Annotated in this window: 16 protein-coding genes; 7 read left to right on the forward strand and 9 right to left on the reverse strand. The window is 62.0% G+C overall.

Annotation, left to right across the window (positions count from 1 at the left end; all coding sequences use genetic code 11):
• Positions 1-6 precede the first annotated feature (6 nt).
• From FD715_RS19310 to FD715_RS19325, 4 genes are read right to left on the reverse strand one after another with little or no spacing between them, the layout of a single operon-like run.
• A complete protein-coding gene (locus FD715_RS19310) occupies positions 7-723 on the reverse strand; it encodes an ABC transporter ATP-binding protein (protein WP_147113878.1) in 717 nt (238 codons plus the stop codon).
• Positions 720-1175: a hypothetical protein gene (locus FD715_RS19315; protein ID WP_147113881.1), complete on the reverse strand. Its 456-nt coding sequence runs from the start codon at positions 1173-1175 to the stop codon at positions 720-722. The genes FD715_RS19310 and FD715_RS19315 overlap by 4 nt, the downstream gene beginning before the upstream one ends.
• Before the next feature lie 25 nt (positions 1176-1200).
• Positions 1201-2163, reverse strand: coding sequence for a YVTN family beta-propeller repeat protein (locus FD715_RS19320; protein WP_147113884.1), 963 nt, complete (start codon positions 2161-2163; stop codon positions 1201-1203).
• Complete coding sequence (locus FD715_RS19325; protein ID WP_223274983.1) at positions 2160-3323, reverse strand: ABC transporter substrate-binding protein; 1164 nt, start codon at positions 3321-3323, stop codon at positions 2160-2162. The genes FD715_RS19320 and FD715_RS19325 overlap by 4 nt, the downstream gene beginning before the upstream one ends.
• Before the next feature lie 163 nt (positions 3324-3486).
• On the opposite strand from FD715_RS19325, the gene pedF reads away from it, so the two are divergent.
• The 6 genes from pedF to FD715_RS19355 all read left to right on the forward strand — a co-directional run bounded on the left by pedF (position 3487) and on the right by FD715_RS19355 (position 9482).
• Positions 3487-4185 carry a cytochrome c-550 PedF gene (gene pedF, locus FD715_RS19330; RefSeq protein ID WP_147113891.1) on the forward strand — a complete coding sequence of 233 codons (699 nt, stop codon included), beginning with the start codon at positions 3487-3489 and terminating at the stop codon, positions 4183-4185.
• A gap of 4 nt (positions 4186-4189) precedes the next feature.
• A complete protein-coding gene (locus tag FD715_RS19335; protein ID WP_147113894.1) occupies positions 4190-5089 on the forward strand; it encodes a transporter substrate-binding domain-containing protein in 900 nt (299 codons plus the stop codon).
• A gap of 87 nt (positions 5090-5176) precedes the next feature.
• Positions 5177-5695: a CoxG family protein gene (locus FD715_RS19340; RefSeq protein WP_039689554.1), complete on the forward strand. Its 519-nt coding sequence runs from the start codon at positions 5177-5179 to the stop codon at positions 5693-5695.
• A gap of 39 nt (positions 5696-5734) precedes the next feature.
• Positions 5735-6220, forward strand: coding sequence for a (2Fe-2S)-binding protein (locus tag FD715_RS19345; RefSeq protein WP_039689556.1), 486 nt, complete (start codon positions 5735-5737; stop codon positions 6218-6220).
• Between the two features lie 14 nt (positions 6221-6234).
• A complete protein-coding gene (locus tag FD715_RS19350; RefSeq protein ID WP_147113896.1) occupies positions 6235-8598 on the forward strand; it encodes a xanthine dehydrogenase family protein molybdopterin-binding subunit in 2364 nt (787 codons plus the stop codon).
• A gap of 101 nt (positions 8599-8699) precedes the next feature.
• The gene (locus FD715_RS19355; protein ID WP_147113899.1) at positions 8700-9482 is read left to right on the forward strand and encodes a xanthine dehydrogenase family protein subunit M; all 783 of its coding nucleotides are present in this window, start codon (positions 8700-8702) and stop codon (positions 9480-9482) included.
• A gap of 53 nt (positions 9483-9535) precedes the next feature.
• On the opposite strand, the gene FD715_RS19360 is transcribed toward FD715_RS19355, so the two are convergent.
• Positions 9536-10405, reverse strand: a complete 870-nt coding sequence (locus FD715_RS19360; protein WP_147113902.1) for an FAD:protein FMN transferase — start codon at positions 10403-10405, stop codon at positions 9536-9538.
• On the reverse strand, positions 10402-12438 hold the full coding sequence (locus FD715_RS19365) for a 4Fe-4S binding protein (protein WP_223274984.1): 2037 nt from the start codon (positions 12436-12438) through the stop codon (positions 10402-10404). The genes FD715_RS19360 and FD715_RS19365 overlap by 4 nt, the downstream gene beginning before the upstream one ends.
• Positions 12439-12613: 175 nt before the next feature.
• On the opposite strand from FD715_RS19365, the gene FD715_RS19370 reads away from it, so the two are divergent.
• Positions 12614-13378, forward strand: coding sequence for an ABC transporter permease (locus tag FD715_RS19370; protein WP_147113907.1), 765 nt, complete (start codon positions 12614-12616; stop codon positions 13376-13378).
• Here FD715_RS19370 and FD715_RS19375 read toward each other — a convergent pair.
• The 3 genes from FD715_RS19375 to FD715_RS19385 form a co-directional block, all read right to left on the reverse strand.
• Entirely contained in the window at positions 13375-14067 is a 693-nt protein-coding gene (locus FD715_RS19375) for a VWA domain-containing protein (protein ID WP_223274985.1), read from the reverse strand. The two genes, FD715_RS19370 and FD715_RS19375, sit on opposite strands and share 4 nt — an antisense overlap.
• A 10-nt stretch (positions 14068-14077) precedes the next feature.
• Positions 14078-15163: a pyrroloquinoline quinone biosynthesis protein PqqE gene (gene pqqE / locus FD715_RS19380; RefSeq protein ID WP_147113910.1), complete on the reverse strand. Its 1086-nt coding sequence runs from the start codon at positions 15161-15163 to the stop codon at positions 14078-14080.
• A partial coding sequence (locus FD715_RS19385; protein WP_189799557.1) for a PqqD family protein occupies positions 15147-15330 on the reverse strand: 184 nt, incomplete at its 5' end. The genes pqqE and FD715_RS19385, both read right to left, overlap by 17 nt.

The following is a 15330-nucleotide window of genomic DNA, read 5'->3' on the forward strand; positions in this document are numbered from 1 at the left end:
AGGCGGTCACGCCTCGGCTCCGGTCATGGACAGGAAGCGATCTTTGAGGCTCACGTCGCCTGCAATGTCCCGCGCTTTCTCCTGCGCCAGTACCTTTGCGCGGTGCAGGATGACCAGGTCGTCGTCAGGCTGCACCTCGTCCGTCAAATGTGTGGCCCACAGGACTGTCTTGCCCTGATCGGCCAGCGTATGCGCGTAGTCCGTGATGGATGCCCGTGCGGCGGCATCCAGACCCACGGTTGGCTCATCCAGCAGCAGCACACTGGGATCATGCAGCAAGGCGCGTGCAATCTCGGTCCGACGCCGATGCCCGCCATTCAGGGCGCGCGCCTTTTCCCCTGCCCGCTCGCGCATGTCGAGTTGATCCAGTGCGGCGTCGATTCGGGCGCGCGCGGTGCGGCCTGACAGGCCATGCAGCGCCGCGAAGTAGTTCAGGTTCTGTTGGACCGTCAGATCGAGGTCTAACGTCGTTTGTTGAAACACGATGCCCAATTCGGCCAGCGCCGCTCGTGGGTTGTTGCGCAGGTCGTGACCTGCAATGACAATCCGCCCCTCAGACGCCACGAACAACCGTGTCAGCAAGTTGAAGAGCGTGGATTTCCCCGCTCCGTTCGGCCCAAGCAGAGCGCAAAACGCACCAGGAGAGACGCTTAAAGAGACATCCTCCAGCGCCTTTTTCCGTCCGTAAGAATAACTGAGGCCTGCGGCCTCAAGCCCTATCATTTAATGGTAATGTCCAACCGTTGCGTTTCGCCCGATGTGCCTGGGATCTTGATGTAGTATGCGCCGGGTTTGATCGCGACGAAACCAATCTCCATCTCACCCGCTTCATCAAACTCGATGCTGTCGAGGCCGAGCGGGCGGATTTCGAGGCCTTCCACCACAATCTCGTCGATCCAGATGGCGCGGAAGAACTCTGGACCTACTAACGCCAGTTCCTGGCTGCCGTCGCCCTGAATTTCGAACTCGTAGTACGTACCGGATTTCAGTTCCCATGCGCCTTCGGGTGCAATCGGTTCGCCTGCCGACAGGATGATCGGCGGCAGGTCTTCCTTGTTGCTGCCGCCAAGCAGGCCAGCCGCACCGAAGCCGGGACCATCATCATCGTCATTGTCTGCCAGCGCAAGTGTGGGCGCGGCAAGCGCCATTGCGGCAATCAAAGCCAGGGTCTTCATTGGGTTTCCTCCCGAAATTCAGTGATTAGGATCCGGTAGGCCGGAATGCGGCCCCCCAGGGAAAGCGGCCTACCTTGATGGACTTGATGGCCTCGCGTTTTTCCACGTCGATGACCGTTACGTCACCCGACACACCGTTGGTAGTGAACAGCATCGACCGATCCTCGTTGAAATCCATGTGCCAGACGCGACGGCCGACGAGGATGTAATCCTCGACCTCATAGGTTTCGGCATTGACTACGGCGACATGGTTCGACGGCCCAAGTGCGACAAAGGCGTGGGTGTCACCGGCAGTAAACTCAAAGCCCACGGGCTGCACGCGGTCTGGGTGGACGCCCTGCACCTCAAAGCTCATCTTGGCCTTCTCAGACTGGGTCGCGGTATCGAACACGGTCAGCGTCCCGCCGATCTCTGAACTCACCCACATCTCAGCTCCGTCCTTGATGAACTCGGCGTGGCGCGGGCGGCTGTCGACGAGCGTGTTTGCAAACAGCTCCTGCGTTTCGGTGTCGATCCAGTGGGCCATGTTCGTGGTTTCGGACGTGGTGATGGCGATCTTGCCATCGGGGCTGACGGCCATGCCCTCCGGCTCCACGCCGACATCAATCTGCGCCACAACCTTGCGGGTTTCGACGTCTACCACTGTCGTGATCGCGTCATCCTCGTTGGCGATGTAGAGGTGCCGATCATCCGGGTGCAGCACGAATTGTTCCGGGTCGTCGCCCGAGGGCAGCTCGTGCAGGATCTCGCCCGAGTTCGGGTCCATCACCTGCACTGCGTTGCTGTCGGAGGCGCAGATATACAAGCGGCTGAAGTCGCTGTTGAACAGGATGCCGCGCGGGCGCTCGCCCACATCATAAGTCTTGATGACCTCAAGCGTCTCGGTCGAGATGACGGAAATGGTGTCATCCTTCTCATTCGTCACCCAGATCTCGCCCGCCATCGCGGTGGACGTCAACAGGGAAAACATCGCAGTCAAACGGATCATTGGAAGGCCTCGCAATTGCTTTCGGGGCGGTCGAGCCCCAGGCTGTCAAGTTCGTTGGTCTGATGTAGGAACCCCTCAAGCGGGGCTTGGGCCACCAGCGCACGGGGGTGCGCGATGGCGATGGGTTGGCGCAGTTGGCCGTTCCAGTTGCGGTAGGTCAGCGGACGGCCCTTGAAGCCCGCCAGCTCGAACTGATCGGACATGATGTATGCGCGGAGGGTTTCGGGGTTGGTCGCATTGGTGCGCGTCACCGCCTCGCCCAGCGTGCGGACGGCAGCCCATGCGGCGTAGTCCTGCGCGGTCATCTCGCGCTCGTGTTCTTCCTCGAACCGGGAATGCAGCTGCGCCGCGCCCCATTGTTCTATGACCGGCGACCAGCCCACCGACGACAGCCCCTCGGACCCAACCACTGGCCGGGCTTCCCATGTATTATAGAGGACGTAGCGCCCGAAATCGTGCACCTCATCCGCGATGATCAGCGCGTCGTAGTCGCCGAAGTCCTGCGTGAACAATGGCACCTCTTGCGACGCATTGCGGCGCATGTCGGCGTCGAACGCCCATTCCTTTTCCGCTTCCAGCGACAGACCGAACTTGGTGAGTGACCGGCGCATCGCCTCGGCATAGCTGATGTCGGCGGGGTGCGTGCCGGTGATCATGACCAGATCGTCCCAGCGCTTCTTCACCAGCATCTGCGCCAGTGCATCGGTGCGCATCGCGTCAGAGGCAAGGGTGTGCAGCAGGTTTCCCCGGCACTCGGCATCGCGCAGGGCCAGATCACCGGCAGAGGTGTTGAACAATATTGCACCTTCCGCCTCGGCCAGATCGGCAATGGCGGTGATGTCTTCGGGCGTGGCGTCAATCACGAGGTACGGGGACGCAGCCAACAGGTCGCGCGCGGCGGCCAGTGGATCTTCGCCTTCGTACACCTCTGCCACGGTCAATTCGTATTTCTGGCCGAGAAACTTGCCCGTCGTCAGATTGTCCGCCAGACCCGTCTGAGCCCCCGCAAGGCCATTGCTTTCCGGGATCGGATCAAGGTTCGACAGGGTCGGAGGCACCGGCTGCTCAACCCGCAAATACCCGATACTTAGCGTGATCTCTGCACAGACGGGTGCCGCCAGTGCACCCCCAAAGAGCGCACCTAAAACAAGGTGTTTCACGAATTTTCCTCCCGCTCCCTCAAGGCTAACTTGAGCGGGAATTGGGTGTGTATAGGACCATGGTCTTACTCCCTTAGGCCCACAACCAAAGTCGAATATCCCACCCCCGCCCTGTGCCTTAGGACAGAAGGCAAGAGGAGCACTCATGTCAGGGAGGCATGTGATGAAAAGCACATCCAAGAAAAGATTTCTGCTGGCCGGCGCATTGACGGCCATTGCAACCCTTGCTGTCGCCCATGGTGACGTCGCGCCGCAAGCCGTGGACACCACTGGCCTGCCCGCGATCGAAGGGGATTGGCTGACCGAGAACCCCTACCGCGCCGACAAGGTGGGCGAGGAAACCTGGTTGCGCGCCATCGAAATCGGCGCCTCGGGCTACAACCAGAACTGCGCGCGCTGCCACGGGCTGGAAGTCGTCTCGGGCGGTCTGGCACCCGACCTTCGGTTCCTTGAGGCCGAAGAATACGGCGACGAATGGTACATGGAGCGCTTTGTCGAGGGCTACACCCAGAACGGCATCACCAAAATGCCCGCTTTTGGTGAGCTTTTGGGGCAAGAAGCCGCCTGGGCTATCCGCACGTATATCGAGGCGCGCCCGGATGATGTTGCCATGGAAGAGGTTGCGGACGAGCTGAAAACGCTGCGTGACGAATTGGCGGGGTACATCAGCGATGCAAGCGGTGCCGATGCCGACGCTCTCAAGGCGCGGCTTGGCGAAATCGCGGGCGAAATCCCGACGCTGTCTGGTGCCCCGGTGGCCGACAGCGTGGCCTTCCGCGCGGCCAACCTGATCGACGGGACGCCCGGCGCATACAAGTCGGCGTCCGAAGCCTTGACGATTGGTCTGTCTGCCGCAAACTGACGGCATGACATTTCGACAAACGATCTTCTCCCTGGTGGTGTTGGGTCTGTCCCTTGGGCAGGCGCACGCTGCTGATCCCTGTGCGGATCACGTGCCGCAGCCCAAGCCCCAGAATGTGGGGCGGGACATCGTCGGCAAGGAGCTGGACCAGATCCAGGACCAGGGGCACATGCTCTTCGCCGTCTACGAGGATTACCCACCCTATTCGTGGCAAGAGGGCCGTGAACCTATGGGTGTGGACATCGAGATTGCTCGTATCATCGCTGAGGATCTGGGTGTCGAGGCGCGCTTCAATTTCGTGGCTGCGGGCGAGAACTTGGACGCGGACCTGCGCAACAATATTTGGCGCGGCGCCCTGATCGGCGGCCGTATCGCCAACGTGATGATGCGCATCCCCTATGACAGTGCGTTCAAGTGCCGGGTGGAGCAGGTGGTGTTCACCGGTCAGTACGCAGGCGAAAGCATCGCGATTGCCTATGACAAGGCGACCTACCCCGAAGAAAAGCCGGTCCCCGCCTATTTCCGGTTCGACACCGTGGGAGTCGAAAACGATTCGATCTCGGACTTCTACCTGTCCGGTTTCGTGGGGGGTCAGTTGCAGCCAAACATCCGCCGCTTCACCACAACGGCAGAGGCGATGGAGGCGCTGAACACCGGCGAGGTGAAGGCGGTCATGGGTCCCTTGGGAGAATTGGAGCACGGACTGAGCGACACAAGCGGTGTGCACCAGCCCCCGCTCGCAGGCTTTGCCGTCAGCCAGTGGACCCTCGGCGTGGCCGTGAATTTCCGCTATCGCCCGCTGTCCTATTCCGTCGACGACGCGATCAATTACGCGCTGCAAGACGGGCGGATTCCGGCGATTTATGAGAAATACGGCCTGACCCACCAAACCCCTGAAAGATAAGCACGACTTTGGTCGTACACACTTGGTCGAATGGTGCATGGGCCCCCTGCGCCATAGGCTTTCAAACAAGCAAAAGGGGGGCATTCCATGAATCTCAGCGACTCACGTGTCATCGACGCCGACCGGGCCACGGTCTGGGCCGCGATCCTCGATCCCGAGGTGTTGAAGGCCTGCGTGCCCGGCTGCCAGGAGATGGAGGGCACGGCGGAGGAAGGCTTTACCGCGACAGTAGTGCAAAAGGTCGGCCCGGTGAAGGCGACATTCAAAGGGGCAGTCACCCTGTCGGATATGCAGGCCCCCGAGAGCGTGAACATCGCGGGCGAGGGCAAGGGTGGCGCCGCGGGCTTTGCCAAGGGCGGCGCCAAGGTGCGGCTTGAGGCGCAAGGTGACCAGACCGTGCTGCACTACGATGTCGAAGCAAAGGTCGGCGGCAAGCTCGCCCAGCTCGGCAGCCGTATTATCGATGGCTTTGCCAAGAAGATGGCGGACCAGTTTTTCAACAATTTCCAGGACCACGTGGGCGCCCCTGCGCCTGCCGAAGAACCAGAGCCGGAGACGTCAGAAGACGCACCCAAGAAGGGCTGGCTTAAGCGCCTCGTCAGCTAGGCGCGGACCAACATATCAGACATTCCAAGGGAGGAACGAATGACCAAGGTAACCATGACGGTGAACGGCAAGACCGTTTCCGGAGACGTGGAAGGACGCACATTGCTGGCGTCCTTTCTGCGCGACGATCAGGGCCTGACGGGCACGCATATCGGCTGTGACACATCGCAATGTGGCGCCTGCGTCGTGCATGTGGACGGCGTGGCCGTAAAGTCCTGCACAATGTTGGCGGCGGAAGCCGACGGTGCGACCGTTGACACCATCGAAGGGCAAGCGAATGCTGATGGCTCGCTGAATGTGATCCAGCAGGCGTTTCAGGATCACCACGGCTTGCAATGCGGTTTCTGCACACCCGGCATGGTGATGTCGGCGGCGGCCCTTCTCAAGGAGAACCCCAAGCCGTCAGAGCAAGAGATCCGCGAGTACCTCGAAGGCAATATCTGCCGTTGCACCGGCTACCACAACATCGTCAAGGCAATCATGGCGGCGTCCGGTCAGGACGTGACCGCCATCGCCGCTGAATAAGGGGAGGATAGACAATGCCCAAGGACACAGGGATTGGCGCCGCCACAGTGCGCCGCGAAGACGTCCGCTTCCTGACCGGAACCGGCGAATACACAGACGACATCACGCTGGCGAAACAGACCTACGCGGTCTTTGCTCGCTCGACCGTCGCCCACGGCACGATCAAATCCATCGACACCTCTGCCGCCGAATTGATGCCCGGCGTGCTGGCCGTGTTCACCGGTGAAGACTTCGCCGAAGTGGGCGGCAACCCCGCTGGCTGGCTGATCAACTCGCGCGACGGCGAGCCGATGAAGGAACCCAAGCGGCCCGTCCTGGCACATGGCAAGGTGCGCCACGTGGGTGACGCCTACGCCGCCGTGATCGCAGAAACGGTCCAACAGGCGCGCGACGCAGTTGAAGCCATTGAAGCCGATATCGAGGAACTCGACGCCATCGTCGACATGAACGCAGCCCTTTCCGGCTCGAACTTCGTCCATGACGAGATCGGCACCAACCAATGCTTTGACTGGGGCTGGATCGAGGACAACCGCGAAGCGACGGACAACGCGATCAAGAACGCGCATCACGTCACCACGCTGGAGCTGGTGAACAACCGCCTCGTCCCCAACGCGATGGAACCCCGCGCCTCCATCGGCAGCTATAAGGCCAGCACAGGTGAATACACGCTGCACACGACCTCGCAGAACCCGCACCTGACGCGGCTGCTGATTTCGGCCTTTGTCCTCGGCATCCCCGAGAACATGCTGACGGTGATTGCGCCTGACGTGGGCGGCGGCTTTGGTTCGAAAATCTATCACTACGGTGAAGAGGCGCTGGTGCTGGCGGCGGCCAAACGGCTCAACCGCCCTGTGAAATGGACGGCAGATAGGACGGAGTCGTTCCTGACCGACGCCCATGGCCGCGACCACGTGACCAAGATCGAACTGGCGCTGGACAAGGACGGAAAATTCCTCGCCTTCCGCACGGATACCAAGGCGAATGTGGGCGCGTATCTGTCGAATTTCTCGACCGCGACGCCTACCTTCCTGCACGGCACGCTGATGGCCGGGAACTACACGGTGCCGCTGGTCTATGTGAACGTGAAGGCCGTGTTCACCAACACCGCGCCCGTAGATGCCTATCGCGGCGCCGGTCGGCCCGAGGCGACCTATTCCATCGAGCGTGTGATCGACAAAGCCGCGCGTGAGTTGGGCATGGATCCCATCGAGCTGCGCCGCAAGAACTTCGTGAAGCCCGATCAGTACCCCTTCGCCTCCGCTGCGGGTCTGGAATATGACGCGGGCAACTACGATGCGCTCATGGACAAGATGGAAGAGGTCGCGGATGTGGCAGGTTTTGCTGCACGCCGGGCCGAAAGTGAGAAGAACGGCAAGCTGCGCGGCTTTGGTGTCAACGCCTATATCGAGGCTTGCGGCATCGCGCCGTCGAACCTCGTCGGTGTGCTGGGCTCTCGCGTGGGCCTTTATGATGCGGCCACGGTGCGTGTGAACGCCACCGGCAACCTGAGCGTCATGGTCGGCGCGCACAGCCACGGGCAAGGGCACGAGACGGCCTTCCCCCAGGTGGTGGCCGAGATGCTGGGGATCGACCCCGCGGTCATCGACATCGTGCACGGCGACACGTCCAAGATCCCGTTTGGGATGGGCACCTACGGCTCGCGCTCCTTGGCGGTCTGCGGCTCTGCCGTGGTGCGGGCGACCGAAAAGATCATCAACAAAGCCAAGAAGATCGCAGGCCATATGCTGGAAGCGTCCGAGCATGACATCACGCTGGCTGACGGCGTGTTTTCGGTCGCGGGCACGGACAAGTCGGTGACCTTCGGTGAGGTCGCGCTGAAGGCGTACATCCCCCACGAATACCCGCTCGAGGACATCGAACCGGGGCTGGAGGAAACGGCGTTCTACGATCCCGCGAACTTCACCTATCCCTCAGGCGCCTATGCCTGCGAGGTCGAGGTGGACCCGGAGACCGGCAAGGTGACGGTCGAGCGGATGACCGCCGTGGACGATTTCGGCAACGTGATCAATCCGATGATCGTGACCGGTCAGGTGCAGGGCGGTCTGGCCCAGGGCATCGGGCAAGCGCTGCTGGAAAACACATCCTACGACGAGAACGGCCAGCTGCTGAGCGCGTCTTACATGGACTACACCATGCCCCGTGCCGACGACCTGCCGATGTTCGCGGTGGATCACAGCCAGGGCACGCCATGCACCCACAACCCGCTTGGGGTGAAAGGCTGCGGTGAGGCCGGCGCGATTGGTTCGCCGCCCACGGTGGTGAACGCGGTCATCGACGCGCTGCAGTCGGGGGGCAAGGACGTGACCCATATTGACATGCCCGTGTCGCCCGCCCGCGTTTGGGAAGCGATGCAATGATCTGAGAGGGCAGGACCGGGGGCCAGCCCCCGGACCCCCGGGATTTTTTTGAAACAGGGAAGCGAGAACCCGCACTCTGTTTCAGATGAAAGGAACAAGAGATGTATAACTTTGATGTTGAAACGCCGGTTACGGTTGCGGACGCTGTCGCGGCCATGGCGGCAGAGGACGCGCAGGCGCTGGGTGGGGGACAGACCCTGATCCCCACGTTGAAGCAGCGACTTGCCAGCCCGTCCACGCTTGTGTCGCTGAAAGGTGTGGCCGAGATGCAGGGGATCACACGGGATGGTGACAGCCTGCGCATCGGCGGCGCCACGACTCATGCCACGGTCGCCGCCGATGGCAGCTATCCGGCTCTGTCGGCGCTGGCTTCGCACATCGGTGATCCGGCGGTGCGCAACCGGGGAACCATTGGCGGCTCGCTTGCCAACAACGACCCTGCGGCGTGCTACCCTGCAGCAGCGTTGGCCTCGGGCGCGACCATCGCCACCAATACTCGCGAGATTGCGGCGGATGACTACTTCCAGGGCATGTTCGATACCGCCTTGGAAGAAGGTGAAATCATCACCGCCGTCAGCTTCCCGATCCCGCAGGCGGCGAACTACCAGAAGTTCGTCCAGCCTGCCTCGCGCTTTGCCCTGGTCGGCGTGTTCGTTGCCAAATACGCGGACGGCGTGCGCGTGGCTGTCACCGGTGCCTCGAACGAAGGTGTGTTCCGCTGGACCGAGGCCGAAGCGGCGCTGAGCGCCAACTTCTCCGCCTCGGCGCTTGAAGGCTTGAGCGTTTCGGCGGACAACATGATTGCGGACCTGCACGGATCCGCCGGATACCGCGCGCATCTGGTCAAGGTGATGACGGGCCGGGCCGTGACAGCTGCAAGCTGATCCTCGGCGAGATCAAACTGAGAGGGCGGGGAGCTTCCCCGCCCTTTGTCATTTCAGAGTGTGGTGAGGTCACCGCCCGGATCCACCAACGTGATCCGGTGCACATAAGGTTCGCGGCGCACCTGTTTCACCTGCTCAAGATCTGCCAGCACCAGTCCGGTCGACAAGGCGTCGGCCATCGCGGCAGTATCTGCTTCGACCGACACGGTAGACCAGCGCGGCAACTGAACCGAATGCACGATGTGCCCGTTCGGGCCGACCGGCGTTGCCATGGGGCTCGACGTGGCCACTGCCCGATTTTCGATGGTGCGCATGGCAAGCATCCCATGGCTCGGATCGGATAGGCCCAGCCGCCACGGCCCGCCGGTACCGCGATGCTCACCGACGTTGACCAGAGTTCTTTCAAAACCGCGGGCGCGCAGCATGTCCGACACGAGGTCCGTCGCGAACCCCTGCGCGATGCCGTTGAAGGTTAGCGCCTGTCCTGGCGCAATTGTCACGTAAGAACCCTGACGTGTGACCTGATCCCATCCAATGCCTGCCTGAGCCGCCTCGACATCACCGCCGTCAACCAGCGCGCGCCAGAGTGGCTGAACCGTCGGGTCAAAGAGGCCACCGGTGACCTGATGCGCCGCATCCGCAATCCGCATCAGGTCCGTGAACCGCGCGGGGACCTTGCGTGCGCCTTTAGCATTGAGCTTCGCAAGCTCCGAAGCCGGATCGTAAAGCGAAAACAGGCCCTCAATCTCTGCAATAAGGGCGCGGGCCTCTTGCAATGCAGGACCGGCGACATCCGCGGGTCCATGCAGTTCAATCGACACCTTAGCGCCAAAGGCACGACCTGCCCATCCATGCCGCTGCGCCAGCGCGGGCGTGGCAGCGAAGCAGGCGGCAACAGCCAGGAAACGACGCCGATCCATCATTCTGCGGCCATCCCCAGCTTGCGCCCCTTGGCCGCCAGGATCAGCGGCACGCATTGACGCTCATCCTCGTGAATGGTCACGCAATCAAGACACTGGAAGCATTCGGAATACTGGACCTCGCCTGTCTTTTTGATCGCGCCGTAGCTGCATTTGACCTTGCACAGCTGACAGGGCGAGCCGCATTCGGCCCGCCGGGCGATCCAGTCGCGGCCCCGCACCAGACCCCCAATGGCCATTACGGCCCCCAGCGGGCAGAGGTACCGGCAGAACCCTTTGAACAGCACCATCGACAGCACCAGCAGTGCGACGGCATAGGCGACGTAGTACCATTCGCGGACAAAGAACGTGGTGATGGCCGTCTTGAACGGCTCCACCTCAATGGCTTTGTCAAGTGCCGCGGGCGCGCTAATCATCAACGTCACCAGCACTGCGAGAACCACATATTTCAGGTTCTTCAACTGCGCGTCCCAGAACGCATTCGGCTCGACTTGCGGCAGGCGCAGCAGGCGTCCCAGATGGTTGGCGAACTCTTGCAACGCACCGAACGGGCAAAGCCAGCCGCAAAACAGTCCCCTGCCCCACAGTACAAAGCCGAGGATCGTTACGCCCCAGACCGCCAGTGAAAACGGGTCATAAAGCAGGAAGGCAAAGCTGCCCCCGTCCAGCGCCGTGCGGCCCACGGCCAAGGGCGTCGCGATGGACAACTGCCCCTGCCCCCACCAGCCGATGAAGCCCACGACAAAGGCCAGGACGCCCAAGCGCAGCGGTGTGAACCAAGGCGACCCAGCCAGCCGGTTCTGCCCAAAGAGCAGCAAGGCGACGAGGCCTACCAGAAACACACCCAGCACCACCAAATCGACCGCCCGATTGCGCAGCGCATCGACCCAGGGCGGCGCGGGCTTGATCACCTCGGGGCGCTTGTAGAACCGCTCGGGCGTCACATGCGGCACGTCCAACGTGACCGACCCGATCTCCGGCTGGAACGATCCGTGCTCGCGCAGCGCCTTGACCTTCAGCACCCACTCGCTCGCCGGATCAAAGCCCAGCCGCCGGTCTGTCCGCAGGATCAGCGCCGCCCCGTCATAGACCGCATTATGCAACGCGTTCGGTAGCGCGTCGTTCAGCTCGACATAGATATCGCTGTCGCGGAACGCGATGGGAAAGCCACCTTGTTCCGCGCTGATCAGGTTGGGCGCGGTGTTGCGCACGAACTCGTCGGTCACCAGCCCGTGCCGTCCAGCCTCGATCACCAGCACCGGCTCATCCGTATCCGCAATCTCCATGAAGCCTTGCAGCTCTTCGAAACTGCTCGGGCTCAGCACGGCCTCAGCGACGGAGGGCGCACCGATGTCGACCACCCAAAGATCCAGATAGGTGCCGTCGGGATCATCCTTGGCCTCCGGGTCGTCATCCTCCCAAAGCGTGCCGTCAAAGGCGACATCCATCTCGGCATTGGTGACAACCTTCCGCGTCGCAATGCCCTGCGCCACCAGATCATCCCACGTCAGATCCTCGCGGTACTCCGGATCCGGATAAGCGGGCGGACCGGATGAAATCCCACCCATCTTTTCCCGTGCGACCTGCAAGGCGGCCGCCAGAATGCTCTCATGCGCGATCCGGACCGAGGCCGTCCCCTTGGTCACGCCGTCCAGATAGACCAGCGCCGACCCGTCACCGCCCGCGCCATAGGGCGAGCCGACAACCAGCGTGTCCGAAATAGAATGCCCACGATACTGCTTGAAGAAATCGTAAAACAGCTTCTCGGGCAGGCCGGAGACAAAGATCGGCTCGTTGTGCGAGATCAACTGCACATCCAGAAACCGGCCGTCCAGATCAAGCACGACAAGCATATTGATCGCGGCACCGGAAAAGCCCGGCAGCGGCGCCATCGGCTCGGTCTCGAACACATATCCCGCCTCCGCCCCGCCGGAATTCAACAGCTGCCAGACGCCCTGATCGTTGATCTGTTCCCCAAGTGACATGGGCGGGACGATGTAAGGCGCGAGCACCTCGCGCGGCAGGGGTTCGGCCATGCTCGCGACCAGCGACATACTCCACAGTATGGCACCCAGAAGACAAGCAGATATGCGTTTGATCCCTGACATCTGTCGCAGCCTATTCCGGTGCGCCATGCGACCCTATGCGACTAAGGTCTCACCAAGGCCGGAGATGCTTTGGCAAAGGTCACATTTGTGACAGGCTCGGCCCATGAACGACGCCCGCTTCGACATCACGGCCCTCTCTGTTTCGCTGCTCGGCTTGCTGGCCCTTTGGTGGGCGGCGGCGTGGCTCGGCAGCGACCCAACTGTCCTGCCCTCCCCGGCGGAGGTCTGGCGCATCTTTCTGCGCGAAGTGGCAGATGGCGAGATGCAGGTCCACTTCACCGCCACCCTCATGCGGGTCGCTGCGGCCTTCTCCCTCGCCATGGGCTTCGGGTGCCTGATCGGCCTCGCCATGGGGTTCAACGACCGGGTCAACCGCTGGTTTTCGGCGTGGCTGGTCGTGCTTCTGAACGTGCCCGCGCTGGTGGTGATCGTCCTGTGCTACCTCTGGATCGGCCTGAACGAAGTGGCCGCAATCACCGCCGTCGCCCTCAACAAAACGGCCATGGTCGCTGTCGCCATCCGCGAAGGCGTCCACGCGCTCGACCCCAAGCTGCGCGACATGGCGCAAGTGTTCCGCATGTCACCCACGACGCGACTGCGCCACGTCGTCCTGCCGCAGCTTTGGCCTTACATCGCCACCTCGACCCGCAACGGGCTGGCAATCATCTGGAAAATCGTTCTGGTGGTCGAATTCCTGGGCCGCAGCAACGGCATCGGCTTCCAGATCCACCTCTATTTCCAACTGTTCGAAACAGGATACGTGCTGGCCTATGCGCTCAGCTTCGTGGCCTTCATGCTAATTCTGGAATTCACACTTCTGCGCGCGATGGAGATCCGCGCCACCCGCTGGCGCCAGAGCACGGCCTAGAACAGAAGGTTGCAGCCCAACGTCCGGTTCATCGCCGCGATCAACTCGTCCACCGTTTCAGTCCCAACATACTCCCCGCCTGTCTGAATGGCGAGGCACTGGGCCACGCTGACCGAATTCAGGTAATCGGTATCCCCTTCGGTCTCCCATCCGAAATGCTCACCCCGGACCTTGAAGCCAATAACATGAACCGTCAGCGCAGTGCCTGAAAGCTGCGCCGCCAGCGCACAGGTTTGCCCGCCACAGGTTTCCTTGCCATCTGTGACCAGAACGACAGTTCCCGGTTTCTCCGGCGACCCCAGCGTTTTGGCCGCCAACGCCACGGCCTCGGTCAATGCCGTGCGCCCCTCCGGCTGCAAATTCTCGACGGCCGCAATCACGGCCTCCGCCGCGCCAGTGCGCGGGCCAAAGCGTAGCTCAATCCCCGAACACTCACCCACACCGCCCGCGCCACCGGGACCATAGACGATCAACCCAATGCGACGGAATTGCTCCACCTGCGGCATCACGGTCCGCATGGCCCTGCGCGCTTCAAAAATGCGGGGCTCGTCAATCTGGTTAAAGCCCATCTCGGCCATCGAACCGGAGCCATCAAACACGATCATCGCGTCATCGGTGCAATCCGCACGCGCAGCGGTGGACACAAGAACTGCCGCAATGCCAAGCGTCGCTGCAATCCTCTGTCTCATGCCAGCCCCCCTACCGCCGGTACACAAACGAGGGCGCAGCAACCTCCTGCACCTCTTCCACCAATAGCGCATCCAAGGCCGCGCGTCCCGGCGACTTAGTGCACACCGGGTCCGGTGCTGCAGCATCGCCCAGCACCGCCATCGCCTGACAGCGGCATCCGCCGAAATCAATGTCGCGCCGCTCGCAGGATTGGCACAAGGCTGGCATCCAGTCGGTGCCGCGATAGGCGTTGAACGCATCACTTTTATACCAGATGTCCGACAGCGCCCGATCCGTCACCTTTTCAAATTGCAAATGCGGGATGGTCTCTGCCGCATGACAGGGCAGTACGGTGCCGTCTGGAGTGATATTCAGGCCCGTCGATCCCCACCCGTTCATGCACGCCTTGGGAAAATCAGAGTAGTAATCAGGCGGCACAAAGTCGATGACCAGCCGACCCTTCAGCGTCTCTATGGCCCGCGCAACGGTCCTCTTGGCCGTCTCGACCTGCTCCCTGCTGGGCTGCAAGGCCGCGCGATTGACCAGCGCCCAACCCTGGAACTGCACGCACGCCACTTCGATCCGTCGCGCGCCCAGGCGCAGCGCCATGTCGATGGTCTGCGGCAGATCATCCAGGTTCTCGCGGTGCATCACGGCGTTGAGTGTCAGGGGAAAGCCGATATCCGCGATGATCTCGGCCACGTGCATTTTGCGGTCAAACCCACCTTTATAGCCTCCGATGCGGTCGGCCATCTGTGCTGTGACGCCCTGCAAGGACAGTTGCACATGGTCGAGCCCCGCGTCATCCAGTTCCCGCAACCGCCGCTCAGTCAGCCCAATGCCCGAGGTGATGAGGTTCGTGTAAAGCCCCGCCTCACGCGCCGCGATGACCAAGTCCACCAGATCACGCCGGGATGCGGGCTCACCTCCGGACAAATGCAATTGCAGAACACCCAAGCGCGCCGCTTGCTGAAACACATCCGCCCATGCCTCGGTGCTCAGCTCAGCTTCCTTGGCCAACAACTCCGTGGGGTTCGAACAGTAAGGGCAAGCCAGCGGACACCGATGCGTCAGCTCGGCCAGCATTGCCATGGGGGGATTAACGCGGACGGACATGTACCATCCCCCGATCTCGCAAATCCTCGACAAAGGCCGTCACATCCGGCGCGATCACATCGACAGGCGCGTCATAGACCTGCGCCAGATCGGCTGAAATCTCGGCCAGACTAGCCTCTCCATCGAGCCGTCCGACAACAGCCTTACCCACCTGATCCAACACCAGC

The organism is Tateyamaria sp. syn59, assembly GCF_007995245.1.
Lineage (GTDB): Bacteria > Pseudomonadota > Alphaproteobacteria > Rhodobacterales > Rhodobacteraceae > Tateyamaria.

Coding starts and splice junctions, on each gene's coding strand:
- FD715_RS19365 (WP_223274984.1), bottom strand. CDS start 12,438: ATGGCCGAACCCCTGCCGCGCGAGGTGCTCGCGCCTTACATCGTCCCG.
- FD715_RS19345 (WP_039689556.1), top strand. CDS start 5,735: ATGACCAAGGTAACCATGACGGTGAACGGCAAGACCGTTTCCGGAGAC.
- FD715_RS19375 (WP_223274985.1), bottom strand. CDS start 14,067: ATGAGACAGAGGATTGCAGCGACGCTTGGCATTGCGGCAGTTCTTGTG.
- FD715_RS19310 (WP_147113878.1), bottom strand. CDS start 723: ATGATAGGGCTTGAGGCCGCAGGCCTCAGTTATTCTTACGGACGGAAA.
- pqqE (WP_147113910.1), bottom strand. CDS start 15,163: ATGTCCGTCCGCGTTAATCCCCCCATGGCAATGCTGGCCGAGCTGACG.
- FD715_RS19370 (WP_147113907.1), top strand. CDS start 12,614: ATGAACGACGCCCGCTTCGACATCACGGCCCTCTCTGTTTCGCTGCTC.
- pedF (WP_147113891.1), top strand. CDS start 3,487: ATGAAAAGCACATCCAAGAAAAGATTTCTGCTGGCCGGCGCATTGACG.
- FD715_RS19340 (WP_039689554.1), top strand. CDS start 5,177: ATGAATCTCAGCGACTCACGTGTCATCGACGCCGACCGGGCCACGGTC.
- FD715_RS19315 (WP_147113881.1), bottom strand. CDS start 1,175: ATGAAGACCCTGGCTTTGATTGCCGCAATGGCGCTTGCCGCGCCCACA.
- FD715_RS19320 (WP_147113884.1), bottom strand. CDS start 2,163: ATGATCCGTTTGACTGCGATGTTTTCCCTGTTGACGTCCACCGCGATG.
- FD715_RS19335 (WP_147113894.1), top strand. CDS start 4,190: ATGACATTTCGACAAACGATCTTCTCCCTGGTGGTGTTGGGTCTGTCC.
- FD715_RS19355 (WP_147113899.1), top strand. CDS start 8,700: ATGTATAACTTTGATGTTGAAACGCCGGTTACGGTTGCGGACGCTGTC.
- FD715_RS19360 (WP_147113902.1), bottom strand. CDS start 10,405: ATGATGGATCGGCGTCGTTTCCTGGCTGTTGCCGCCTGCTTCGCTGCC.
- FD715_RS19350 (WP_147113896.1), top strand. CDS start 6,235: ATGCCCAAGGACACAGGGATTGGCGCCGCCACAGTGCGCCGCGAAGAC.